The sequence below is a fragment of the Pseudomonas sp. ES4 genome (assembly GCF_050586665.1).
GTDB lineage: Bacteria > Pseudomonadota > Gammaproteobacteria > Pseudomonadales > Pseudomonadaceae > Aquipseudomonas > Aquipseudomonas frederiksbergensis.
The window spans coordinates 411,127-434,526 of the sequence record NZ_JBOBDO010000001.1; the positions used below are offsets into that span (position 1 = coordinate 411,127).

Sequence of the window (23,400 nt, forward strand, 5' to 3'; positions counted from 1 at the left end):
TCGCCACAGAAGTCCCCTCGCCACAAGGTTGGTGTCAGCGCTTCAGAAGCGCGTGCTGATCCACGACACCAGCAGCGCCAACCCCAGGCAGGCAAAACCGAAACGATAGAAAAACCGGTTCATACGCGAGGTCGCACTGTCCGGCATCAACGTCGGCTCATCGATACGACGGCTCTGGCTTTGCGCCTGGAGAATGGCCCGCGCGCGCTGTTCGCGGCGCCGAGTGGCATGCAGCAACCAGCTGCCCGGAAAGGCCAACAACAAGGCGAACAGGTTGATCAACTTGGCGGGATGGTTGGTAAACAGCGAAATCAAATGCAACGACATCACGGACCTCAGCAAAACAGGTGGCAGACGCCGAACCGGCGACCGCGGCGCGAATTCTACCGAAAGCCTCACCTCCTGCCCTTGCTTTCCGACAAATAACGAACCATTTGACTGATTCCTGTCCTGTGTCACGGCGCCGTCATCTGGATACGCCAGTCTGCCGCCCCTCGAAACCGACACGGAAACCGTCATGTTGCACGCCGAAAACCAGGATCGCCTCTACCTCATCGCCCAAAGCGACGAACAACAAAACCTCGTCGGCAGCCTCGCCTTCAACGTCCAGGACTGCCACTGGCTGGTGTATTGCGCATTGGGCGGGCATCAGCATGCGGATTTGCCAGAGACGGATTTGCTGACGGGCGTGAGTGTTCTGGATTTTTATTCGCAGGCCGCCTGACACCGCGGATCCCTTGTGGGTGCAGTTCCACCAAATCAGCACGCATGAAAAAGCCCGGAACCATTGCTGGCACCGGGCTTTTTTTGAATCCAGCGAACGTTTATTCGGCGAGAATCTGACCAATCGTCGGATCCTTGAACAGACGCGTCAACGCATCGCTCAACACATCACTGACCAGCTTGGTGTTGGTTTCCTGATTCGGCGCCATACCAAAACGCTGATCCAGGGAGGCACCATAACGACCGCTGTAGCGACGGTTGGCGTTCTGCACATCGGAACGGAATGTCGCACCAATGGTGGCTTCAGTCACATACATGCCTTCTTTAGGCGACTGATACTTCAGCTCCGACAGGGTCACGGTCAACTGCGGAGCATTCAGCGCATTGGAAGTTGGGGTGAAGCCCAACAACCGCACGGCCGCTTCGGCCTGAGCCTGCAACTTCGGCAGAATCTGCGCGCCCTGCACGGTGATCGCGCTGGTCTCGGGGTACAGGCCACCACGGGTGCCCAAGGTCGGCGACGGACGACCGTCCACCACACGCACCACCACCGGCTGGCCACGGCCGACCGGTGCCAGCTGAGTGGTCAGCTTGGGTTCCGGATTCAGTTGTTGCGGGCTGTGGGCGCAGCCGACCAGGGTCAAACTGGTCACAGTGATCAAACCGAACAACAGGCGTTGCAACATGCTCTTCTCTCCAGAATCAGGCACAAACAGGCCCGCAGTATAGCGGTGGGCCACTGTGGGTAACTAGCACCTCACAGTGAATACTGAAATCTCTGACAAACCCTCCAGACTGCGGTTCCTGTCACAGATATGTCACCGCCCATACACTTGCTCGTCACGGCACGCTGGCAACCTTCAGAGCAGTCACCCCACAAGGTACTTCGCCATGCGCTATCTCATCTCGCTGTTCACTCCACGCCCTCTGCATCGCTGCTTCGCCCTGCTCGACCGCAACGGCCTTTGCCAGGCATTCAAACAGTGCAGCCTCCAGCCGATGGGTGATGGCTGGGTCGAAATCGAAGAAATCCGTCTCAACTGGTTACATCACCCCCTGCCCCCTAGCGCCCGTGTCAGCCAGCGCCAGCCTCGTGCGCGGGCTCAGCAACTGTTGACCACCTGACCGAACACCTAATAAAAGTCATTTAACACGACCATTTCCCTGCGTTTCTTCGCTACAATCTCCCCCCGATTATAAGGACGTCTCCTGATCGGGCCTCGCAGCATCGTCAATGCGCTTGTATTGACACCCCGCACCGCCCTACAGAGAGCCGCCCACACAGATCGAGTGAAGCTGGCGCGCTTGCTGTTCCTTGAGCAAAAACCCCACTTTTCGCGAATCTGCAGAGCTGTCATTACGCTCGGTCACTGAGCTGTTTGCCCGTTTTGCCTGTCATGTATCCCATGGCGGCAATCCATCCGGGCACGGTGCCAGGCTGGGGCAGCCCTTTTTTGAGGTTCACGTCTTCAAAAGAGCGTGAAAAAAACGGGTTTTCACAACTTCACAAGAGTGTGGCGAGCAAATGAATAGTTTTGCGTCTGAACATGCACCATTAGCGTCTGAAACAGCCCAACGACACAGGACCGAGTACGCCTCGAACACCGGATCCTGAAGCCTGTCCTCTACGGATTTGGTTGCACAAACGGATGTATCGACCATAAGTCGAATTGCCAGCCGCGTGTTGAAGTGAGTTCATGTGACTCTTTTAGACCCGGCCGGTAGCGTCCGTCGAAGTTGCAAAAAATTGCGAAGATTCGGACATGGCGATACTGCCATGGTTACTTGGGGCCTCACTGACACGCCCCTGAACACCTGGCAGCCATGCCGACAATTTGGTGCTGCAGATTTTGGAGACGCGTTAAATGGCGCATAACGAAGCAGTCGACGTAGTACTGGTTGGGGCCGGCATCATGAGTGCCACCCTCGCTGTACTGCTCAAAGAGCTCGACCCCGCGATCAAGCTGGAAGTCGTCGAGCTGATGGATTCCGGTGCTGCGGAGAGTTCGAACCCGTGGAACAACGCCGGTACCGGTCACGCCGGGCTGTGTGAGCTCAACTACACGCCGCAGGCCGCCGACGGCACCGTCGACATCAAGAAAGCCGTGCACATCAACACCCAGTTCGAGGTGTCGAAGCAGTTCTGGTCCTACCTGACCAGGAAAAGCACCTTCGGCTCGTGCAAGACGTTCATCAGCCCGGTGCCGCACCTGAGCTTCGTGCAGGGCGACGATGGCGTTTCCTTCCTCAAGGAACGTTTCAAGACGCTGAGCAAGCACCACGCCTTCTCGGACATGGAATACACCGAAGACAAGGCCACCATGGCCGAGTGGATGCCGCTGATGATGCCTGGCCGGCCGGCCGACGAAGTCGTCGCCGCCACCCGCGTCATGAACGGCACCGACGTCAACTTCGGCGCCCTGACCAATCAACTGCTCAAGCACCTGACCAGCGCACCCGATGCCCAGGTCAAGTACTGCAAGCGTGTGACCGGCCTGAAGCGCAACAACGGCGGCTGGACTGTCAGCATCAAGGACGTCAACAGCGGCAATACCCGTGAGGTCGATGCGAAATTCGTCTTCCTCGGCGCCGGTGGCGCTGCACTGCCGCTGCTGCAAGCGTCGGGCATCGAAGAAAGCAAAGGCTTCGGCGGCTTCCCGATCAGTGGCCAGTGGCTGCGTTGCGACAACCCGGAAGTGGTCAAGCACCACCAGGCCAAGGTTTACAGCCAGGCAGCGGTGGGTTCGCCTCCAATGTCCGTGCCGCATCTGGACACCCGAGTAGTCGATGGCAAGAAGTCCCTGCTGTTCGGACCTTACGCCGGTTTCACCACCAAGTTCCTCAAGCACGGTTCCTTCATGGACCTGCCGATGTCGGTTCGCGCCGGCAACATCGGCCCGATGCTGGCCGTGGCGAAAAACAATATGGACCTGACCAAGTACCTGGTCAGCGAAGTGATGCAGTCGATGGAACAGCGCCTGGAATCCTTGCGTCGCTTCTATCCACTGGCGAAAGCCGAAGACTGGCGCCTGGAAGTGGCTGGCCAACGGGTGCAGATCATCAAGAAAGACCCGAAAAAGGGCGGCGTTCTGCAGTTCGGTACCGAACTGGTCGCGGCCAAGGACGGTAGCCTTGCTGCCCTGCTCGGCGCGTCGCCAGGTGCGTCGGTGACCGTTTCGATCATGCTGGAACTGATCGAGAAATGCTTCCCGAACAAGGCTTCCGGTGAGTGGGCTGCCAAACTGGCGGAAATCTTCCCGGCTCGGGAAAAAGTCCTGGAAACCGACGCTGCGCTGTATCGCAAGATCAATGTGCAGAACAACGTCGCGCTGGAACTGGTTGAAGCCAGCAACGAGACCGAAAGCTACGCTTGATTCGGCTCCATAAAAAACGCCCCGTTCTCTTTGAGAGCGGGGCGTTTTTTTATGCGGTGAAACAATCATTGTGGCGAGGGAGCTTGCTCCCGCTTGAGTGCGCAGCGCTCACAAAAATCTGCGTCGTTCGCAGAATTTTGGGGCCGCTCCGCAGCCCAGCGGGAGCAAGCTCCCTCGCCACAAATGTCGGTGTGTTGACGTTAACCGCGAGCCTTTTCGATCAGTTCGATGTACTCGGCCGCGTTGCGCTGATCCTTGATCAGGGCGACGAAGTCATTGCCGTGCTCATCCTTGCCGTTCAGATCCAGACCGGCTTCGACGAAGAACGTCAGGAAACGTTCGAAGTCATCGATGCGCAGGCCGCGATAGGCCTTGATCAGTTTGTGCAGCGACGGCGACGTGGCGTCGACCGGTTCGAAATCGAGGAACAGCTTGATCTGCTCATCGCCGATCTCGTCACCAATCACTTGCTTCTTATCTTTACGCATTGCCGACTCCAGCTCGCAGACATTTCACGGGGCGGGCAGTTTACCCCTCCCTTGCCACCGGGCTCAACGCGGACGAACAGCGCCCGTGTGCAGATCGGCCCAGACATGACCGTTGGCGTAGCTGAGGAACTGGCAATACACCGTGTCATTGCGCAACAAGTCGATCACCACCCGGTACTGGGCCATCGGGTAAAACAGCGTCAGGGTTTTGCTCTTGTCGTCGTAGATCGGCTTTTTCAGGCTTTTGCTTTCGCCATCGAAATTGACCAGCACCTGGCTGATGGTCGCACCCTTGTTCAAGGATTTGCCCTTGAGTCGGATCAGCAACGGCGACGTGACCGGGATCGGCTGCTGGTTGGACTGGCGTTGACTGCCGACCACTACCGAGTACTCGGTAACCTGCAACAACTGTTGCTGCTCGGGCTCCGCGTCACGCAGGGTGAGGTCATCGGGGGGCAGGAACTGCGCGTGCATCGGCACCGGGGCGGCCGCCAGAGGCAGGCTGACAGTCAGCAACAGGGCGGCGCAGCTGCGGATTAAAAGGCTCATGACAGGCTCCCAAGGCGAAGCCGAGCACTCTAGCATGAGGATCAACCGCGCGAATTGGCGATATGGGTCAATACTTCGCAGGGTGAAGCTGGCCATACTGAAAGAGCTTTCAGCCGTCGTTCAACGGTGCGCCATCTACCGTGGAGTGCTCATGTCGTTCTCCGTTCCCCCGTTGTTCGCCGCCTGGCGTCAGACCTGGCGCGCTGGTTACTCCCTCAGACGCTTACGCGGCGACATCAGCGCCGGGGTAACGGTAGGGATTATCGCCATCCCGCTGGCCATGGCGCTGGCGATTGCCGTGGGTGTACCGCCTCAGCATGGGTTGTATACGGTGCTGATCGCAGCGCCCCTGATCGCCCTGACAGGAGGTTCACGTTTCAATGTCAGTGGGCCGACCGCTGCCTTCGTGGTCATTCTGTTACCCATCACCCAACAATATGGCCTGGGCGGTTTGCTGCTGTGCACCATGCTGGCCGGCGTCATTCTCATAGCCTTGGGGCTGATCCGAGCCGGGCGGTTGATCCAGTACATTCCGTATCCGGTTACCCTGGGTTTTACCGCCGGGATCGGCATTGTCATCGCAACCCTGCAATTGAAGGATTTTCTGGGCCTGAACACTCCCGGCCAGGCAGAGCACTACATCGAACAGTTGGGTGTACTGATTCTGGCCTTGCCCAGCGCCCGGTTGGGGGACGGGATCATCGGCATCAGCTGCCTGGCGGTTCTGATTGTCTGGCCACGGTGGGTGCCGAGGATTCCGGGGCATCTGGTGGCGCTGACCATCGGCGCGCTCCTGGGGTTGGCGCTGGAGCACGGCGGGCTGCCGGTGGCGACATTGGGCGAGCGTTTCAGCTATATGGTCGAAGGCGTCAGCCATCCCGGGATTCCGCCGTTCCTGCCTAGCTTCGATTGGCCGTGGAATCTACCCGGCCCCGACGGCCAGCCTTTGCACCTGTCTTACGATCTGATTCGTCAGCTACTGGCACCGGCGTTCGCCATTGCCATGCTCGGGGCCATCGAATCCTTGCTGTGTGCGGTGGTGGCGGATGGCATGACCGGCAGCAAACACGATCCGAATGCAGAACTGCTGGGCCAGGGCCTGGGCAACCTGATCGCACCACTGTTCGGCGGCATTACCGCCACGGCGGCGATCGCCCGCAGTGCCACCAACGTGCGCAGCGGAGCGTTTTCGCCATTGGCGGCCATTATTCACAGTGCTGTGGTGCTGCTGGCGATACTCGTCCTCGCACCGCTTTTCAGCTATCTGCCGATGGCTGCTCTGGCCGCGTTGCTGGTGATGGTGGCGTGGAACATGAGCGAGGCCCGGCACGTGCTGCATACCTTGCGCATCGCGCCCCGCAGCGATGTGCTGGTGTTGCTGACCTGCCTGAGCCTGACGGTGTTGTTCGACATGGTGATGGCTGTCGCCGTCGGCCTGCTGCTGGCCGCCGGTCTGTTCATCAAGCGCATGAGCGACCTCACGGACACCGCCGAACTGCCTCGCGAATTCCATCAAGCCTTACGGGATATGCCGGAGCATGTTCGTTGCTATGCGATACGCGGGCCGCTGTTTTTCGGTGCCGCCGAAAAAGCCCTGGGCGTGCTGCGCAAATTCAGTCCGGAGGTCAAAGTGGTGATCGTCGAGATGAGCGCCGTGCCCATGCTGGACATGACGGCACTGGCTGCCTTCGACAATATCCTGAGGGATTACCGCACCGACGGCATCGGCCTGATTCTGGTAGGAACCGCTCCACGGGTACGCCTGAAACTCAGGCGCGCGGGGATTCATCGGGAGCAGCGCCAGTTGGCCTATGTGAATAATCTGGAACAGGCGCGACGCAAAAGCGAACGCTGGCTCGCCGGACAGGACTGAGCGCGCAGTTCAAGCAAACTGCGCGGACAGTCACCCCATTCACATGCCTTTAACGGCAAAAATCCCGTTGGCGTTACGCCAGTAGCCTTTGTAGTCCATGCCGTAACCGAAGATGTAACGGTCGATGCATGGCAGGCCGACGAAATCGGCTTTCAGGTCCGGGCGAGCCTTGCGGTCGTGGTCCTTGTCGATCAGCACGGCGGTGTGCACAGCGCGGGCGCCGGCGTGTTTGCAGTAGTCGATGATCGCGCCCAGGGTGTGACCTTCATCGAGGATGTCGTCGATGATCAGCACGTCGCGGTCGAGGAACGAGACTTCCGGCTTGGCTTTCCAGAACAGATCACCGCCGCTGGTTTCGTTACGATAACGGGTCGCGTGCAGGTAGGACGCTTCCAGCGGGAAGTTCAGATAGGTCAGCAGTTTGCCGGAGAAAATCAGCCCGCCGTTCATCACGCAGAACACCACAGGATTGCTTTCAGCCAACTGGTCGTTGATTTGTGCACCGACACGGGCGATGGCCGCCTCGACTTCAGCTTCGGTGTACAGGCAGTCAGCCTCTCGCATGATTTGACGGATATGCTCGAGATCTGCGGGCATGGCGTTCTCCGGGGGGTGGCGGTTCAGGAAAAGCGGGCAAAGGTACGCATCAAGCGAGGCCAGATCAAGCGTTTGTGGACTAACGTTCTGAATGTCTATAGGACAACACCCTCGGATAGATTAATCTAGGCCGGTTTTTTTGCCCGCCGCCGGAGCCTTTCCCATGCCCATCCTCGAGATCCGCCATCCGCTGATCCGCCATAAACTTGGCCTTATGCGCCGCGCCGACATCAGCACGAAGAATTTCCGTGAGCTCGCTCAGGAAGTCGGTGCCCTGCTGACCTATGAAGCCACCAAAGACCTGCCGCTGGAAAGCTACGACATCGAAGGCTGGTGCGGCACGGTGTCGGTCGAAAAAATCGCCGGCAAGAAAATTACTGTCGTGCCGATCCTGCGCGCAGGCATCGGCATGCTCGAAGGTGTGCTGAGCCTGATCCCAGGCGCCAAAGTCAGCGCCGTGGGCGTGGCCCGCAACGAACAAACGCTGCAGGCTCATACCTACCTGGAAAAACTGGTTCCGGAAATCAACGAACGTCTGGCGATGATCATCGACCCGATGCTCGCCACCGGCAGTTCCATGGTCGCGACCATCGACCTGCTGAAAAAGGCCGGTTGCCGGGATATCCGCGCGATGGTGCTGGTGGCTGCCCCTGAAGGCATTGCCGCCGTAGAGAAAGCTCACCCGGACGTGACCATCTACACCGCATCCATTGACGAAAAACTGAACGAGCATGGTTACATCATCCCAGGCCTGGGCGATGCCGGTGACAAGATCTTCGGTACCAAGCAGAAGGACGCTTGAGCATGCAGCAAGAGTTCAACGATCCGCTCTGGCGCACGGTGCTGTCGGGTGCGCAGATGCTGTTCGTGGCCTTCGGCGCCCTGGTGTTGATGCCGCTGATTACCGGCCTCGACCCGAACGTGGCGCTGTTCACCGCAGGCCTGGGGACGATTCTGTTCCAGATCGTCACCGGGCGTCAGGTGCCGGTGTTCCTGGCGTCGAGCTTTGCCTTCATCACCCCGATCATTCTCGCCAAGGGCCAGTTCGGTCTCGCGGCGACCATGGGCGGCGTGATGGCGGCCGGTTTCGTCTACACCTTCCTCGGTCTTGCGGTGAAGATCAAAGGCACCGGTTTCATTGACCGTCTGCTGCCACCGGTGGTGATTGGCCCGGTGATCATCTCCATCGGCCTGGCCATGGCGCCAATCGCCGCCAACATGGCGATGGGCAAGGCTGGCGACGGCACCGAGCTCATTCATTATCAGACGGCGATGCTGATCTCGATGCCCGCGCTGCTGACCACCCTGATCGTCGCGGTGTTCGGTAAAGGCATCTTCCGCCTGGTGCCGATCATCTCGGGCGTGCTGGTGGGTTTTGCGATGGCGTTTTATTTCGGCGTCGTTGATACCGCGAAAATTGCCGCTGCACCATGGTTTGCAATCCCGCACTTCACCGCGCCGGAATTCAACTGGCAGGCGATTCTGTTCATCGTTCCGGTGGCCCTGGCCCCGGCCATCGAGCACATCGGCGGCGTGATTGCTGTCGGTAGCGTGACCGGTCGCGATTACCTGAAGAAACCCGGCCTGCACCGCACCCTGCTCGGCGATGGCATTGCCACCACCGCAGCCGGCCTGTTTGGCGGCCCGCCCAACACCACCTATGCCGAAGTGACGGGCGCGGTGATGCTGACCAAGAACTACAACCCGAAGATCATGACCTGGGCGGCGATATTCGCCATCAGCCTGGCGTTCATCGGCAAGTTCGGCGCGCTGCTGCAAAGCATTCCGGTGCCGGTGATGGGCGGGATTCTGTGCCTGTTGTTCGGCTCGATCGCGGCAGTGGGCATGAACACGCTGATTCGCCACAAGATCGACCTGGGCGAAGCGCGCAACCTGGTGATTGTCTCGGTGACCCTGGTGTTCGGGATTGGCGGCGTACTGGTCGGCACCGGCACAGGGCCGGACGACTTCGGCCTCAAAGGCATCGCGCTGTGCGCGGTGACGGCGATTGCGCTGAACCTGTTGCTGCCGGGCAATGACAGCTGGAAGCACAAGAAGGCGAATGAATCGCTGCTTTGAGCGAACTGATCGTTCCCACGCTCCGCGTGGGAACGATCTGTACTCAAACGGGGGCAAGCCCCCTCGCCACAGTTTAAAGCGCCAGCGGCGCTCTTTCGCACAAGGCACTCAACGCCCGCGCCCACTGCGGGTCGTCGTTAAGACACGGCACCAACACCAACTCCTCTCCCCCCGCCTCGCGGAACAGCTCCTTGCCGCGATCCCCGATCTCTTCCAGCGTCTCGATGCAATCGGCGACAAATGCCGGGCACATCACCAGCACTTTCTTCACGCCCATTCCAGCCAGCTCATCAAGGCGCGCTTCGGTGTAGGGTTCGATCCACTTGGCCCGCCCCAGACGCGACTGGAACGACACCGACCACTTGCCGTCCGGCAGCCCCAGCTGCTTGGCAAACTCGGAGGCCGTGCGCAGGCATTGGGCGCGGTAGCAGGTCGCCAAAACTTCTGGCGAAGCGTTCTGGCAGCAATTGTCGCTTCTGAAGCAATGGTGACCGGTAGGGTCGATCTTGGTCAGGTGCCGCTCCGGCAAACCATGGAAACTCAACAGCAGGTGATCGTAATCCTGCTGCAAATGCGGCTTGGCGCTGGCCACCAGCGCATCGAGGTATTCCGGTTGATCGTAGAACGGCTGGAGAATCGAAAACTGCACATCTAGCTGCTTCTCGCGAACCACTCGCTTGGCCTCCTCAATCACCGTGGTCACTGTGCTGTCGGCGAACTGTGGATAGAGCGGTGCGAGCGTGACCCGCTTGTGACCCTGGGCCGCCAGGCGCACCAACATCGATTCAATCGACGGCTCACCGTAACGCATCGCCAGTTCCACCGGACCGTGGGTCCACTGGGCCGTCATGGCCTGTTGCAGGCGACGACTGAGCACCACCAACGGCGAGCCCTCCTCCCACCAGATCGAGGCGTAGGCGTGGGCCGACTGCTCCGGGCGCTTGAACAGGATCAGCGACACCAGCAAACGTCGCACCGGCCATGCCAGGTCGATCACATATGGGTCCATCAGAAATTGATTGAGGTAACTGCGCACATCCGCCACCGAGGTGGAAGCCGGCGAGCCCAGGTTGACCAGAAGCAATGCGTGATCGGTCATGCAACGTCCTATTTCAAAGGCGGCTGGAAAGGTCGTCCAGAGCCGCGCGCAAATCAGTGAACTGGAAAGTGAAACCCGCTTCCAGCAAGCGAGCCGGTACAGCCTTCTGGCCACCCAGCAACAGCGACGACAACTCGCCCAGACACACCTTCAACGCCAGGGCCGGCATGGGCATGAACGTCGGACGGTGCAGCACGCTACCCAACGTCTTGGCGAATTCGCGATTGCGCACCGGCTTGGGCGCGCAGGCATTATAAGGACCACTGGTGTCTTCCTGATGCAGAAGAAAATCAATCAGGGCGATTTGATCGTTGATATGGATCCATGGCATCCACTGCCGGCCACTGCCCAGAGGCCCGCCCAGCCCCATTTTGAACGGCAGCAACAGCCGCGACAAAAAGCCGCCCTCGGCCGACAACACCAACCCGGTGCGGATGAGGATCACGCGAATGCCCAACGCCTCGGCGCGCTGGGCTGTTTCCTCCCAGGCGATGCACAACTGGCTGGCGAAATCATCGATGACCGGCGGAGATTGCTCGGTCAATTCGCGCTCCCCACCGTCGCCATACCAGCCAATAGCAGAGCCCGAAATCAATACCTGCGGTTTCTGCGCGCGGCTTTCGAGCCAGGCCAGCATGGTTTCGGTCAGCGTGATCCGGCTGCTCCAGAGCAGCGCCTTGCGTTTGGAGGTCCAGGGTCGGTCGGCAATCGGTGCGCCCGCCAGGTTGATAATGGCATCAACCGTTTCCTGTCCAAGGTCCTCGAACAGTGCGATTCCCCGCACTTGAGCACCGCAAATCTGCGCGACTTTTTCAGGTGTGCGGCTCAAGACAGTCAAACGATGTCCCTGACTCAACCAGTGTCGGCAGAGCTGACGTCCTATCAAACCAGTACCGCCGGTCAGCAATATGTGCATGACTTCTTCCTCGCGTGGCGTTTTACCTTGATCACTAGTCTATTTTTATATGCAGGGATCTTTGGTATCGGGCAGGCTCTGTGTTTAACAATAGGCCAAGCTGTCAGAACAAGAACGCTAAAAGTTATACCAAAAAACAATATTGTACAGGTTTCATCCACGGCGTAGTCTGTACAGAAAGGCAAACGAGGCCCCTATGACTGTACCTATCGCAATCATCGGCACCGGCATCGCCGGACTCTCCGCCGCCCAGGCCCTTACAGAGGTCGGGCATGTCGTTCAACTTTTCGATAAAAGCCGCGGCAGTGGCGGACGCATGTCGAGCAAGCGCAGCGATGCGGGTGCTCTGGACATGGGCGCGCAATATTTCACTGCCCGCGACCGTCGCTTCGTCACTGAAGTCCAGCGCTGGCAAGGAAAAGGCTGGGTCGCCGAATGGTTACCGCAGCTCTACACCTACCATGGTGGCCAGCTCAACCTGTCGCCGGACGAACAGACTCGCTGGGTCGGCACGCCGCGCATGAGCGCCATCACCCGTGGGCTGCTCGGCGACCTGGAGGTGCATTTTGCCTGCCGCATTACCGAGGTCTATCGCGGCGAAGAACACTGGCATCTGCAGGACGCCGAAGGCTTCACCCACGGCCCGTTCAGCCATGTGATCATCGCCACGCCGGCGCCTCAGGCGACTGCACTGCTGGCCTCCGCGCCGAAACTCGCCGGTGCCGCCGCCGGAGTGAAAATGGACCCGACCTGGGCTGTCGCGCTGGCGTTCGAGGTACCGTTGGATACGCCCATGGAAGGCTGCTTCGTACAGGACAGCCCGCTCGACTGGCTGGCTCGCAATCGCAGCAAACCCGGACGTGACATCACCCTCGACACCTGGGTTTTGCACGCCACCAGCGCGTGGAGTCGGCAGCATATCGACCTGCCCAAGGAAGCGGTGATCGAGCAATTGCACGGCGCATTTGCCGAGCTGCTGCACGACTCCATGCCCGCCCCGACCTTCAGCCTCGCGCACCGCTGGCTTTACGCCCGGCCGGCCAGCAGTCATGAATGGGGGGCCTTGGCCGATGCCGACCTGGGGCTCTATGTGTGTGGCGACTGGTGCTTGTCCGGCCGTGTCGAAGGCGCCTGGCTCAGCGGCCAGGAAGCCGCCCGCCGCTTGCATGCGCATCTGCAGTAAACCGCATCGATCAGAGTCAATTGCTGCTGTCGAAATAGACAGCAGCCCACCCGCAAAACCGCGAAAAACATCTTCTGATCATCGAGCTGTCGCGACGACGAAGGCACAGAGTCGAATGCCGGGTTGCAGGCGATGCAGACGCGGCGTTGATCCTCACAAAAAACTTGTACAATTAATTTGACTTGTACACCTTTGAATCTATGATGAAGTCATGTTGTACAGACTGAACAGTCTGTACAGGTTTAGATTCGAGGTGCTCCAATGCCCCACGCCGTGAAACCGAAGATTGCCATCAGCGCCTGCCTGATGGGCGCAGAAGTACGTTACAACGGCGGGCACAAGGCCTCGCAGTTGTGCAGTCGCACCCTCACGGACTATTTCGATTTCGTCCCGGTTTGCCCCGAAGTCGCCATCGGCCTCGGCATTCCTCGGGAGCCGATCCGCCTGGTGGGTGATCCCGAACATCTCGAGGCTGTCGGCTCGGTCAACCCGGAGCTCAATGTCACCCGGCCACTCGCCGAGTACGGTCAGAAAATGGCCGCGGAACTGGGCGACATCAGCGGCTACATCTTCATGCAGAAATCCCCGTCATGCGGCCTGGATCGGGTCAAGGTCTACCACGCCAACGGTGCGCCGGTGGACGGTGGTGGCCGAGGTATCTATGCCCAGGCGTTCTGCGCGCGGCATCCGAATCTACCGGTGGAAGAAGACGGCCGACTCAACGACCCGGTGCTGCGAGAAAACTTCCTCACCCGCGTGTTTGCCTACAGTGCCTGGCAGCAGTTGCTGCGCGAAGGTTTGACTCGCCGTGGCCTCACGGACTTTCACTCGCGCTACAAATACCTGCTGATGGCCCACAATCCGGTGCAGTACAAAACCCTGGGGAATCTGCTGGGCAACATGGGCCAGACCGATCCGAACGAACTCGGCCCGCGCTACTTCAGCGAGCTGATGGCGGCCTTGAAAAAATGCGCCACGCGCCGCACCCACACCAACGTCCTGCAGCACATCAGTGGCTATCTCAAACAGGCCATCAGCCCTGAAGACAAACAGGAAATGCAACACGTTATCGGCCAGTACCGCCACGGCATTGTGCCGCTGGTGGTGCCGTTGACGCTGCTCAAACACTTCTTCCGTCAACACCCGGATCCGTACATCGCGCAACAGGTTTACCTGCAACCGCATCCGGAAAATCTCAGCCTGCGAAACGCGATCTAATGACAATCCAATGAAAAGCCCACTCGACACCAGCGCCAGCGAAGACCTCGGTGCCGACTTCAGGAAAGCCCTCGACGAAGGCTGGCTGCCGATCCGTGAGGTCGCGCGGCAGACCGGCGTCAACGCCGTCACCCTGCGGGCCTGGGAACGGCGTTATGGCCTGATCGTCCCGCAACGCACGCCCAAGGGGCATCGGCTGTTTTCTGCCGACCACGTTCAACGCATCCTGACGATCCTCACCTGGCTCAATCGCGGCGTGGCTGTCAGCCAGGTCAAACAACTGCTCGACACCCCACAGGCCTTAACCCAATCCGTCGAAAACGATTGGCAAGTGCTGCGCCAGACGCTGCTGCAAGCGGTCACTCAACTGAATGAACGCACCGTCGATGACACCGTCAATCAGGCCATGGCGCTGTATCCACCACGGACCTTGTGCGCACAACTGCTGATGCCCTTGCTGGCTGAACTGGAACAACGCTGGCAAGGCCAATTTGGCGCACAGATGGAGCGAGTGTTTTTTTACTCCTGGTTACGCAGCAAATTTGGCGCACGCATCTACCATAACAACCGGCAGTTACGCACCGCGCCCCTGTTGTTGATCAATCACTCGGACCTGCCACTGGAACCCCACCTGTGGCTGACCGCCTGGCTGATCAGCAGCGCCGATTGCCCGGTGGAAGTGTTCGACTGGCCACTTCCTGCCGGCGAACTCGCACTGGCGGTCGATCATCTGCAAGCCCGCGGCGTACTGCTGTATTCCAGCAAAGCCATGAATCTTTCGCAGCTGCCGAAACTTTTGAACGGGGTCAGTTGCCCAAAATTGATTGCCGGACCAACGGTATGCATCCACCACACCGAGTTGTCCGCACGAACGTACAAGATCACTGATTTGTTCCTGGCTGAAGATCCGCTAGCAGCGCATCAGGGCCTGATTCAGCGTGGGCTCATTTAATGGCGAATTTTTTAATGAATCGTGCGGACACCTCTGTGCAATTGATCTGGTTGCGCAGCGACTTGCGCCTCCATGACAACACCGCCCTTTCGGCCGCTGCAGCCCGCGGCCCGACTGTGGCGGTGTATCTGCTGAGCCCGGAGCAATGGCTGGAACACGATGATGCGCCGTGCAAAGTGGATTTCTGGCTGCGCAACCTGAGCGAGTTACGCAGCGCCCTGGATGAGCTGAACATTCCCTTGTTGATCCGCAAGGCATCTCGCTGGGATGAAGCACCCAAGGTGCTGCTCGATCTTTGCCAGCAGTTGAAAGTCGACGCGGTGCACGTCAACGAGGAGTACGGCATTCATGAAAGCCGTCGTGACGCAGCCGTAGCCGAAACACTGAATGCCCACGCCATCGACTTTTACAGCTACCTCGATCAATTGCTGTTGAAACCGGGCACCGTACTGACCAAAACGGGCACCTACTTTCAGGTGTTCAGCCAGTTCCGCAAGGCGTGTTATGACCGCCTGCACTGGTCGTTACCGCAACGGGTCCCAGCACCCGCCGTGCAGGCGCCGCTGGCGATCGACAGCGACAAGATCCCGTCGAACGTTGAAGGCTTCGCAACGCCCAGCGACAGCCTGCGCAGTCTTTGGCCTGCCGGGGAAGCCGAAGCCCACCGTCGCCTCGTCACCTTCGCCGACGCTCAGATCGACGACTACAAAGACGAACGCGACTTCCCGGCCAAACCCGGCACCAGTCAGCTCTCGGCCTATCTCGCCGCCGGGGTGATTTCCCCCCGTCAATGTCTGCACGCCGCGCTGCAAAGCAATCAGGGCGAGTTCGAAAGTGGCAAGGTCGGCGCCGTTACCTGGATCAACGAATTGCTGTGGCGCGAGTTCTACAAACACATTCTGGTGGGCTACCCACGGGTCTCGCGTCATTGCGCATTCCGCCCGGAAACCGAAGCCCTCGCCTGGCGCGATGCCCCGGATGAACTCCTGGCCTGGCAAGAGGCCCGCACCGGTCTGCCGATTATCGACGCGGCCATGCGCCAATTGCTGGAAACCGGCTGGATGCATAACCGCCTGCGCATGGTAGTGGCGATGTTCCTGACCAAGAATCTGCTGATCGACTGGCGTGAAGGCGAACGTTTTTTCATGCGTCATCTGATCGATGGCGACCTGGCGGCGAACAACGGTGGCTGGCAGTGGAGTTCGTCCACTGGCACCGATTCGGCGCCCTACTTCCGGATTTTCAACCCGCTGAGCCAGTCGGAGAAATTCGACAGCGAGGGGCTGTTCATCAAGTACTGGCTGCCGGAACTGGCCGGGCTGAACAAGAAGGATGTGCACAACCCGGCGAACCTCGGCGGCCTGTTCGGTGTGGCGGATTATCCTTCGCCGATCGTCAATCTGAGCAGCTCTCGGCAACGGGCGCTGGCCGCGTTCAAGAACTTGCCATCACGACAATCTGCCGGGCGATTACCTGACTGAAAAAGGAGAATGGGATGAGTTTTACACCTCCAAGGCGCTACTGGCTGACAGGTGCCGGCAACGGCATTGGTGCCTCGCTGGCCGAAGAAATATTGAAAACCGGTGCTCACCTCGCGGTGAGCTCTCGTTCTGTGGCGCCACTCAAGGTCTTGTCCCAGCGTTATCCGGGGCAAGTGCTGGTGGTGGCCGGTGACCTGACCAACAGCCAGACCGTGCGAGAAATCGGCGAGCAGATTGCCGAGGAGTGGGGAGCTCTGGACACGGTGATCCTCAATGCCGGCACTTGCGAATACGTCGACGTTCAGCAGTTCGATGCGTCGATCGTCGAGCACGTGGTGCGCACCAATCTGCTTGCCAGCAGCTTTTGCATCCAGGCGGCCCTGCCGCTCTTGCGCGCCGGCACCGCGCCGTATCTGGTGGGCGTCGCCAGCTCGGTCACCTACCTGCCGCTGCCACGGTCCGAGGCTCATGGCACCTCAAAGCCCGGGTTGCGTTATCTGTTTGAATCGTCGCGCATTGATCTTGCTCCAGACGGCATCGAAGTCACCGTGGTCAGCCCCGGGTTTGTCGAAACACCCCTGACAGCGCAAAACAGCCCCACGCCACTCGGCTGGCCGGTGGACAAGGCCGCACGCCACATCTTCGCCGAACTCAAGGATCGGCCGCTGGAGATAGCCTTTCCCGCGTTGTTCATGGCCGACCTCTGGCCATTATCGAAATCACCCCACCGAGCAAACCTGGCAATCGGCAAACGCATGGTGCGCAGCAACCCGCCGATCAAGGACCAGCCGTAAATCACCCGCCTCTCAAGGCTGATCGCTCCTGGCTGTTGAATCGCAGCCATGAGATCACCCTGTCCGTCAGGCCTTTCACACAGCATCGGCCCACTGCCTTACACTGGGCGCCATGAAAACCATTCCCCATACGCAAATCGCCGAGCCTGCGGTCACATGCTCGACCTGCGCAGCTTGCTGCTGTCAGCTCGAAGTCATGCTGATCACGGACACGGGCGTGCCCGAACGTTTTATCGATACCGATGACTGGGGCGGGGAAGTCATGCTGCGCCTGGATGACGGCTGGTGCGCCGCGCTGGATCGCAACACGATGATGTGCACCATCTACGAAAAACGCCCGCTGATCTGTCGGGAGTTCGAGATGGGCGCACCGGAATGCATCGAAGAACGCCAAGGGATTACCACGGCGTATCGCTGAAAGTCAGACCAGTGAAGATCCAATGTGGGAGCGGGCTTGCTCGCGAAGGCGGCGTGTCAGTCAACGATGATGTCAACTGACAGTCCGCATTCGCGAGCAAGCCCGCTCCCACATTTAACCGAGTGAGTCTTACAGCGGCATGGTGTAGTGAAGCGCGTAACTTTCTACACCATCGTTCGGGCTGCTGATTCCGGCATTGGAATAATGCGTCGCACGAATCCCGACTTCATGCCCGCCCGTAAAGCGCAGTCCAAAACCGAACCGGTCTTCAAACTGAAAGGCACTGCCCAGTTGGTTGTTTTCGACTTCGGTATTGGCGAATACCGCGACGCCGACGCCCAACTCCAGGTAGGGTTTGACGGTCTGCCCGGCAAACTCGTAAACCAGCACCGGCGAGAACGACAGGCTGTGGTTGCTGGAGGTCTTGTCACCATCCCAATAGGTGTAGGCACCGCTCCAGTAACCCGTCAAACGCCCGATATCACTCTGCAACCAGCTCTTGTCCCAATCGAATTGCATGCCCAGCCGATAGGTCATGGTCGATTCGTCAGTCTGGCCGACCGCGAACTCCACGCCTGCCGCTTGAGCGGTAAAACTGTGCCCCATTAGTGCGGCCGCAATCGCGGCCAAGCAGAATAGTCGCTTCATTAGAAACATCCTTTTCCGAACGATTTCGTATGGTTTTTTTTTGTTGCTTAACGCTATAGAAGTCGACGATTAATCAGAAGTTCACCCCAATTACTCGCTTGCCCCGAGTTTTGTTACTCCTTGAAGCTTCGCACAACACCAGCGGTATTCCACAGTATCGGCAAGATATTTCTGAAATGCTCCGGATCGGCACTCGTCCAGAATTGCGCAGCACGCGCAGGTTCTTGGGCGAGCAATTCCCGCTCGGCCAACAATCGCTGAAGTTGCCGCGCTACAGCGGCGCCGGTATCAATCAAACTGATGTCATCGGGGATCATCTGCTTAAGCAACGGCTTTAGGAAGGGATAATGCGTGCAGCCCAGAATTATCGTGTCGCACCCGGCACCGAGCAGCGGTTCGACATACCTGGCCAGCAACTGGCGCAATGCCTCGCTGTGCAGATCGCCGTTTTCAATCAGCTCCACCAGGCCGGGGCACGGCTGGGTGATGACGCGCACATCGGTGGCGAATCGGTCGAGCAACGCCGCGAACTTGGCACTCTGCAAGGTGCCAGTAGTGGCGAGCACGCCGACCACACCGCTGCGGGTGGCGGCAGCGGCCGGTTTGACCGCTGGCTCCATGCCGACGATGGGCCACTCGGGATAATCGCGGCGCAAGTCGGCAACGCCAGCGACCGTCGCCGTGTTGCAGGCCAGCACCAAGGCCTTGGCGCCCTGCTGCTGAAAAAAACCGGCCATCACGCTGCAGCGATGACGGATGAATTCCGGGGTTTTCTCGCCGTAGGGAATATTCCCGCAATCGGCGACGTACAACAGTGACTCGTTAGGCAGCAAACGCTGAATCTCGGCCAGCACCGAAAGCCCGCCGACACCGGAGTCGAACACGCCAATCGGCGCTTCACGCATGCTTCGAACCACAGACGCTGCAGCCCGGATCACGCTTGACCCGCAATTCGCGAAAGCGCGAGCCCAAGGCATCGATCAACAACAGGCGCCCCACCAGCGGCTCGCCGAAACCCACCAGCAATTTCATCGCTTCCAGCGCCTGGAGACTGCCCACCAGGCCAACCAATGGCCCTACGACGCCGGCTTCGCTGCAGGTCAGTTCGGCTTCACTGCCGTGACCATATAAACAGTGGTAGCACGGACTTTCCGGACGGCGCGGGTCAAACACCGACAACTGCCCTTCGAGCCGAATCGCTGCGCCGCTGACCAGAGGTTTACCGGCGGCGACACACGCAGCGTTGACCGCTTCGCGGGTGGAAAAATTGTCGGAACAGTCCAGCACCAGATCCACCGCAGCCACGGCGGCGGCCAGGGAATCTTCGTCCAGCGCGGTGCGATGGGCGATCAACTGAATTTCGGGATTGATCGCGCTCAGTCGACGGATCGCCGAATCGACCTTGCTCAGGCCGACACTGTCGGTGTCGTGGACGATCTGGCGTTGCAGGTTGGTCAGGTCGACGGTGTCGAAGTCCGCCAGGTGCAATTCACCGACGCCGGCGGCGGCCAGATACAGCGCAACCGGCGAGCCGAGGCCGCCAAGACCGACGATCAACACGCGGCTTTCTTTCAGTCGCAACTGGCCGTCGATGTCGACGTGTTGCAACAGAATCTGCCGACTGTAGCGCAACAATTCCTGATCATTCAGCACGGCAGGCGCCCCAGGCTGATACGTTCGTGACCGCCCAGATCGGTGCGGCTGTGGACTTCTTCAAAGCCGCGGGTCAGCAGCAAATCGCGTACCGCAGTGGCTTGATCGTAACCGTGTTCAAGCATCAGCCAACCGCCCGCTTCCAGATAATCCGGCGCCTGGGCGACAATCAGGCGCAGATCATCGAGCCCATCGGCGCCAGCCACCAAGGCACTGGCCGGTTCGAAACGCACATCGCCTTCCACCAGATGCGGATCGGCGGAGGCAATATAAGGCGGGTTGCTGATGATCAGCTGAAAGCGCTGACCTTCCAGCGCACTGAACCAATGACTGCTCAGCACGGTGGCGTTGTTCAGGTGCAGGCGCTGGCGATTGCGCTCGGCCAGGGCCACGGCTTCGAGTACGCGATCCACGGCGGTCACCGTCCAGGCCGGACGCTCGCTGGCCAGGGCCAACGCAATGGCGCCGCTGCCGGTGCCGAGGTCGAGGACCTTGGCAGGTGTGGCCGGCAGCAGTTCCAGCGCAGTCTCCACCAACAGCTCGGTGTCCGGGCGCGGGATCAGCGTATGCGGCGCCACTTCCAGATCAAGCTTCCAGAAGCCTTGCTGGCCGAGGATGTAGGCCACTGGCTCACCGCCACGGCGGCGCTGCAAATACTCGGCAAATTTAAGCGCCGCTTCGCTCGGAACGATGCGCTCGGGCCAGGTGTGCAGAAAACTGCGGGACTTGCCCAACGCCGCGGCCAACAACAATTCGGCATCCAGGCGCGCAGTGGGCGAATCCGGCAGGTCGGCGGCGCGTAACAAACTGGCAATGATCGTCATTTACTCACCTATCGCTGCCAATTGGTCGGCCTGGTATTCGGCCAGCAACGGCTCGATCACCGCATCGACGCCACCCGCGAGGATTTCGTCGAGGGAATACAGCGTCAGGTTGACCCGGTGGTCGGTGACCCGCCCCTGGGCAAAGTTGTACGTGCGAATCCGCTCCGAGCGATCGCCCGAACCGACCAGCAATTTACGCTCGCTGGCGATCGCGTTCGCGGCGGCGCTGGTTTGCTGATCGTTGAGCTTGGCCGACAGCCAGGACATCGCCCGGGCGCGGTTCTTGTGCTGGGAACGTTCTTCCTGGCACTCGACGACGATACCGGACGGCAAGTGCGTGATGCGGATCGCCGAGTCCGTTTTGTTAACGTGCTGACCACCGGCACCGGAGGATTTGTAGGTATCGATGCGCAAATCCGAGGGGTTGATCTCGATCGCTTCTTGCTCGTCCGGCTCGGGCAACACCGCTACGGTGCAGGCCGAGGTGTGGATACGACCCTGGGATTCGGTAGCCGGAACCCGTTGTACGCGGTGGGCACCGGATTCGAATTTCAGCTTGCCGTAGACGTTGTCGCCTTCGACGCGAGCGATGACTTCTTTAAAGCCGCCGTGTTCACCGATGTTCTCCGAGAGGATCTCCACCCGCCAGCCACGTCGTTCGGCGTACCGCGAATACATGCGGAACAGGTCGCCGGAGAAAATCGCCGCCTCGTCACCGCCGGTGCCGGCGCGGATTTCGAGGTACACGTTGCGGCCATCGTTCGGATCCTTGGGCAGCAGCATGCGTTGCAGGCTGGCTTCGATGTCGATCAGTTGCTCTTTGGCTTCGCGGACTTCTTCCACGGCCATTTCGCGCATGTCCGGGTCGCTGTCCTTGAGCAGCGCCTGAGCGCCCTCGAGATCGCTTTGTACCTTGAGCAACTGTTTATAGGTTTCGACAATCGGTTCGACTTCCGCGTATTCCTTGGAATAGGTGCGGAATTTGTTCTGATCGGAAATGACTTCGCCGTCGCCAAGCAAGGCGGTCAATTCCTCGAAACGGTCCTGGAGGATGTCCAGCTTATTGAGCAGTGACGCTTTCATTGCGGTTTTTTATCCGAAAAGCTATCCGATGAGCCCTCATTCAGGGCAAAGAGTTCCTGGGCCATGGCCAGCGCATCGAGGCGGCCTTCGGCAGAGAGCTTTTTCAACTGCACGCTCGGTGCGTGCAAGAGTTTGTTGGTCAGGCCCCGCGCCAGTTGCACCAGCACGTCTTCGGCGCTGCTGCCGTTGGCCAGCATGCGCTGGGCCTTCTGCAATTCTTCGTCGCGCAGGCGCTCGCTTTGTTGGCGATAGGCCTTGAGCACATCCACTGCCGCCAGTTCACGCAAGCGAACCATGAAATCTTCGGCACCGATCGAGACCATCTCTTCCGCCGCCTGGGCTGCGCCCTGGCGACTCTTGAGGTTCTCGGCGACCACTTCGTGCAGATCGTCGACGCTATAGAGGTAAACATCGTCCAGTTCGCCGACTTCAGGCTCGATATCCCGGGGGACGGCGATGTCTACCATGAAGATCGGCTTGTGCTTGCGCAGTTTCAAGGCGCTTTCCACCGCGCCCTTGCCCAGGATCGGCAACTGGCTGGCGGTGGAGCTGATGACGATGTCGCTGCGCACCAGTTCCGCCGGGATGTCCGAGAGCAACACCGCGTGGGCGCCGAACTGCTCGGCCAGAATGCTCGCGCGCTCCAGGGTGCGGTTGGCGACGACGATGCGCTTTACACCCAATTCGTGCAGATGGCGGGCGACCAGGGTGATGGTCTCGCCGGCGCCGATCAGCAAGGCCTGGCTGCGTTGCAGGTCGCTGAAAATCTGTTTCGCCAGACTGACCGCGGCAAACGCCACCGACACCGGGTTCTCGCCGATGGCGGTGTCGGTGCGCACCTGTTTGGCCGCATTGAACGTGGCCTGGAACAACCGCCCGAGCAACGGACCGATGGTGCCGGCCTCGCGAGCCACGGCGTAGGCCGATTTCATCTGACCGAGAATCTGCGGTTCGCCCAACACCAGCGAATCGAGCCCGGAAGCCACCCGCATCATGTGACGAACTGCCGCATCATCTTCGTGCACATAAGCGCTCGCACGCAGCTCTTCGAGGCTCAAATGATGATAATCGGCCAGCCAGCGCAGAATGACGTCCGCCGAAAGGTGATCCTGTTCTATATAGAGTTCACTGCGATTGCAGGTGGAGAGGATCGCAGCTTCGCGGCTGTCGGTGAGTCGGCAGAGCTGCTGCAAGGCCTCCACCAGTTGCTCAGGGGTAAAGGCCACGCGCTCGCGGACGTCTACTGAAGCAGTCTTGTGGTTAATACCGAGTGCAAGGAAGGCCATTCAAGGTCGCTGATAGTGACGTGAAGCCGGCAATTGTCCTACTTCGACAGAGCCAGAACAACTACCGCTGACTATTGTCCCAATGACCTGCCTCTATAAAGGTGCCGATTGAGTCTCGGTTATGTTTGGCCGAAGGCTTGTGTCATGATGATCCGACCGCAG

Annotated in this window: 25 protein-coding genes; 12 read left to right on the plus strand and 13 right to left on the minus strand. The window is 59.7% G+C overall.

Annotation, left to right across the window (positions count from 1 at the left end; translation table 11 throughout):
• Positions 1-42 precede the first annotated feature (42 nt).
• Entirely contained in the window at positions 43-327 is a 285-nt protein-coding gene (locus ACQ4OB_RS01810; protein ID WP_074880177.1) for a hypothetical protein, read from the minus strand.
• Positions 328-517: 190 nt separating this feature from the next.
• Between ACQ4OB_RS01810 and ACQ4OB_RS01815 the strand changes: the two genes are divergently transcribed.
• Complete coding sequence (locus ACQ4OB_RS01815) at positions 518-724, plus strand: hypothetical protein (RefSeq protein ID WP_074880179.1); 207 nt, start codon at positions 518-520, stop codon at positions 722-724.
• Positions 725-824: 100 nt separating this feature from the next.
• Here ACQ4OB_RS01815 and ACQ4OB_RS01820 read toward each other — a convergent pair whose 3' ends face one another.
• Positions 825-1,409, minus strand: a complete 585-nt coding sequence (locus ACQ4OB_RS01820) for a YajG family lipoprotein (protein WP_074880182.1) — start codon at positions 1,407-1,409, stop codon at positions 825-827.
• 205 nt (positions 1,410-1,614) lie between these two features.
• Between ACQ4OB_RS01820 and ACQ4OB_RS01825 the strand changes: the two genes are divergently transcribed.
• A complete protein-coding gene (locus ACQ4OB_RS01825) occupies positions 1,615-1,848 on the plus strand; it encodes a hypothetical protein (RefSeq protein WP_074880185.1) in 234 nt (77 codons plus the stop codon).
• A gap of 740 nt (positions 1,849-2,588) precedes the next feature.
• Positions 2,589-4,097 carry a malate dehydrogenase (quinone) gene (gene mqo, locus ACQ4OB_RS01830; protein ID WP_074880188.1) on the plus strand — a complete coding sequence of 503 codons (1,509 nt, stop codon included), beginning with the start codon at positions 2,589-2,591 and terminating at the stop codon, positions 4,095-4,097.
• Positions 4,098-4,297: 200 nt separating this feature from the next.
• Here the strand turns inward: mqo and ACQ4OB_RS01835 are convergent, their stop codons facing one another.
• Together ACQ4OB_RS01835 and ACQ4OB_RS01840 are read right to left on the minus strand one after the other, a co-directional pair.
• A complete protein-coding gene (locus ACQ4OB_RS01835) occupies positions 4,298-4,585 on the minus strand; it encodes a PA4642 family protein (RefSeq protein WP_074880191.1) in 288 nt (95 codons plus the stop codon).
• Between the two features lie 63 nt (positions 4,586-4,648).
• Positions 4,649-5,134 (minus strand): hypothetical protein, encoded by a 486-nt coding sequence (locus tag ACQ4OB_RS01840; protein ID WP_074880194.1) that lies wholly within the window; start codon positions 5,132-5,134, stop codon positions 4,649-4,651.
• A gap of 151 nt (positions 5,135-5,285) precedes the next feature.
• On the opposite strand from ACQ4OB_RS01840, the gene dauA reads away from it, so the two are divergent.
• Positions 5,286-7,007 (plus strand): C4-dicarboxylic acid transporter DauA, encoded by a 1,722-nt coding sequence (gene dauA, locus ACQ4OB_RS01845; RefSeq protein ID WP_074880197.1) that lies wholly within the window; start codon positions 5,286-5,288, stop codon positions 7,005-7,007.
• Positions 7,008-7,046: 39 nt separating this feature from the next.
• Here dauA and ACQ4OB_RS01850 read toward each other — a convergent pair whose 3' ends face one another.
• Complete coding sequence (locus tag ACQ4OB_RS01850; protein ID WP_074880200.1) at positions 7,047-7,604, minus strand: hypoxanthine-guanine phosphoribosyltransferase; 558 nt, start codon at positions 7,602-7,604, stop codon at positions 7,047-7,049.
• Between the two features lie 163 nt (positions 7,605-7,767).
• On the opposite strand from ACQ4OB_RS01850, the gene upp reads away from it, so the two are divergent.
• Together upp and ACQ4OB_RS01860 are read left to right on the plus strand one after the other, a co-directional pair.
• Entirely contained in the window at positions 7,768-8,406 is a 639-nt protein-coding gene (gene upp / locus ACQ4OB_RS01855) for a uracil phosphoribosyltransferase (protein WP_008025893.1), read from the plus strand.
• A 2-nt stretch (positions 8,407-8,408) separates the two neighbouring features.
• Positions 8,409-9,683: a uracil-xanthine permease family protein gene (locus ACQ4OB_RS01860; RefSeq protein ID WP_008153403.1), complete on the plus strand. Its 1,275-nt coding sequence runs from the start codon at positions 8,409-8,411 to the stop codon at positions 9,681-9,683.
• Positions 9,684-9,756: 73 nt separating this feature from the next.
• On the opposite strand, the gene hemH is transcribed toward ACQ4OB_RS01860, so the two are convergent.
• Both hemH and ACQ4OB_RS01870 read right to left on the minus strand, forming a co-directional pair.
• Positions 9,757-10,782, minus strand: a complete 1,026-nt coding sequence (hemH, locus tag ACQ4OB_RS01865; protein WP_430955013.1) for a ferrochelatase — start codon at positions 10,780-10,782, stop codon at positions 9,757-9,759.
• A gap of 13 nt (positions 10,783-10,795) precedes the next feature.
• Complete coding sequence (locus ACQ4OB_RS01870; RefSeq protein WP_074880210.1) at positions 10,796-11,698, minus strand: TIGR01777 family oxidoreductase; 903 nt, start codon at positions 11,696-11,698, stop codon at positions 10,796-10,798.
• A gap of 196 nt (positions 11,699-11,894) precedes the next feature.
• On the opposite strand from ACQ4OB_RS01870, the gene ACQ4OB_RS01875 reads away from it, so the two are divergent.
• The 6 genes from ACQ4OB_RS01875 to ACQ4OB_RS01900 all read left to right on the plus strand — a co-directional run bounded on the left by ACQ4OB_RS01875 (position 11,895) and on the right by ACQ4OB_RS01900 (position 17,744).
• Positions 11,895-12,881, plus strand: coding sequence for an NAD(P)/FAD-dependent oxidoreductase (locus tag ACQ4OB_RS01875; protein WP_074880213.1), 987 nt, complete (start codon positions 11,895-11,897; stop codon positions 12,879-12,881).
• A 261-nt stretch (positions 12,882-13,142) separates the two neighbouring features.
• Positions 13,143-14,099: a YbgA family protein gene (locus tag ACQ4OB_RS01880; protein WP_430955014.1), complete on the plus strand. Its 957-nt coding sequence runs from the start codon at positions 13,143-13,145 to the stop codon at positions 14,097-14,099.
• A 10-nt stretch (positions 14,100-14,109) separates the two neighbouring features.
• The gene (locus ACQ4OB_RS01885; RefSeq protein ID WP_074880219.1) at positions 14,110-15,051 is read left to right on the plus strand and encodes a MerR family transcriptional regulator; all 942 of its coding nucleotides are present in this window, start codon (positions 14,110-14,112) and stop codon (positions 15,049-15,051) included.
• 35 nt (positions 15,052-15,086) lie between these two features.
• On the plus strand, positions 15,087-16,532 hold the full coding sequence (gene phrB / locus ACQ4OB_RS01890; protein ID WP_083383409.1) for a deoxyribodipyrimidine photo-lyase: 1,446 nt from the start codon (positions 15,087-15,089) through the stop codon (positions 16,530-16,532).
• Between the two features lie 14 nt (positions 16,533-16,546).
• Positions 16,547-17,326: an SDR family NAD(P)-dependent oxidoreductase gene (locus ACQ4OB_RS01895; protein WP_076029801.1), complete on the plus strand. Its 780-nt coding sequence runs from the start codon at positions 16,547-16,549 to the stop codon at positions 17,324-17,326.
• A 112-nt stretch (positions 17,327-17,438) separates the two neighbouring features.
• Positions 17,439-17,744, plus strand: coding sequence for a YkgJ family cysteine cluster protein (locus ACQ4OB_RS01900; protein ID WP_074880229.1), 306 nt, complete (start codon positions 17,439-17,441; stop codon positions 17,742-17,744).
• A gap of 129 nt (positions 17,745-17,873) precedes the next feature.
• Here the strand turns inward: ACQ4OB_RS01900 and ACQ4OB_RS01905 are convergent, their stop codons facing one another.
• From ACQ4OB_RS01905 to hemA, 6 genes are all read right to left on the minus strand, one after another.
• Entirely contained in the window at positions 17,874-18,392 is a 519-nt protein-coding gene (locus tag ACQ4OB_RS01905) for an acyloxyacyl hydrolase (RefSeq protein WP_074880232.1), read from the minus strand.
• A gap of 113 nt (positions 18,393-18,505) precedes the next feature.
• Positions 18,506-19,297 (minus strand): glutamate racemase, encoded by a 792-nt coding sequence (gene murI / locus ACQ4OB_RS01910; protein ID WP_074880235.1) that lies wholly within the window; start codon positions 19,295-19,297, stop codon positions 18,506-18,508.
• Positions 19,290-20,045, minus strand: coding sequence for a molybdopterin-synthase adenylyltransferase MoeB (locus ACQ4OB_RS01915; protein ID WP_074880238.1), 756 nt, complete (start codon positions 20,043-20,045; stop codon positions 19,290-19,292). Before ACQ4OB_RS01915 ends, murI begins: the two co-directional genes overlap by 8 nt.
• Positions 20,039-20,869 (minus strand): peptide chain release factor N(5)-glutamine methyltransferase, encoded by an 831-nt coding sequence (prmC, locus tag ACQ4OB_RS01920; protein ID WP_430955015.1) that lies wholly within the window; start codon positions 20,867-20,869, stop codon positions 20,039-20,041. Before prmC ends, ACQ4OB_RS01915 begins: the two co-directional genes overlap by 7 nt.
• Entirely contained in the window at positions 20,870-21,952 is a 1,083-nt protein-coding gene (gene prfA / locus ACQ4OB_RS01925; protein ID WP_074880244.1) for a peptide chain release factor 1, read from the minus strand.
• Complete coding sequence (gene hemA, locus ACQ4OB_RS01930) at positions 21,949-23,238, minus strand: glutamyl-tRNA reductase (RefSeq protein WP_074880247.1); 1,290 nt, start codon at positions 23,236-23,238, stop codon at positions 21,949-21,951. Before hemA ends, prfA begins: the two co-directional genes overlap by 4 nt.
• Positions 23,239-23,400: the final 162 nt, after the last annotated feature.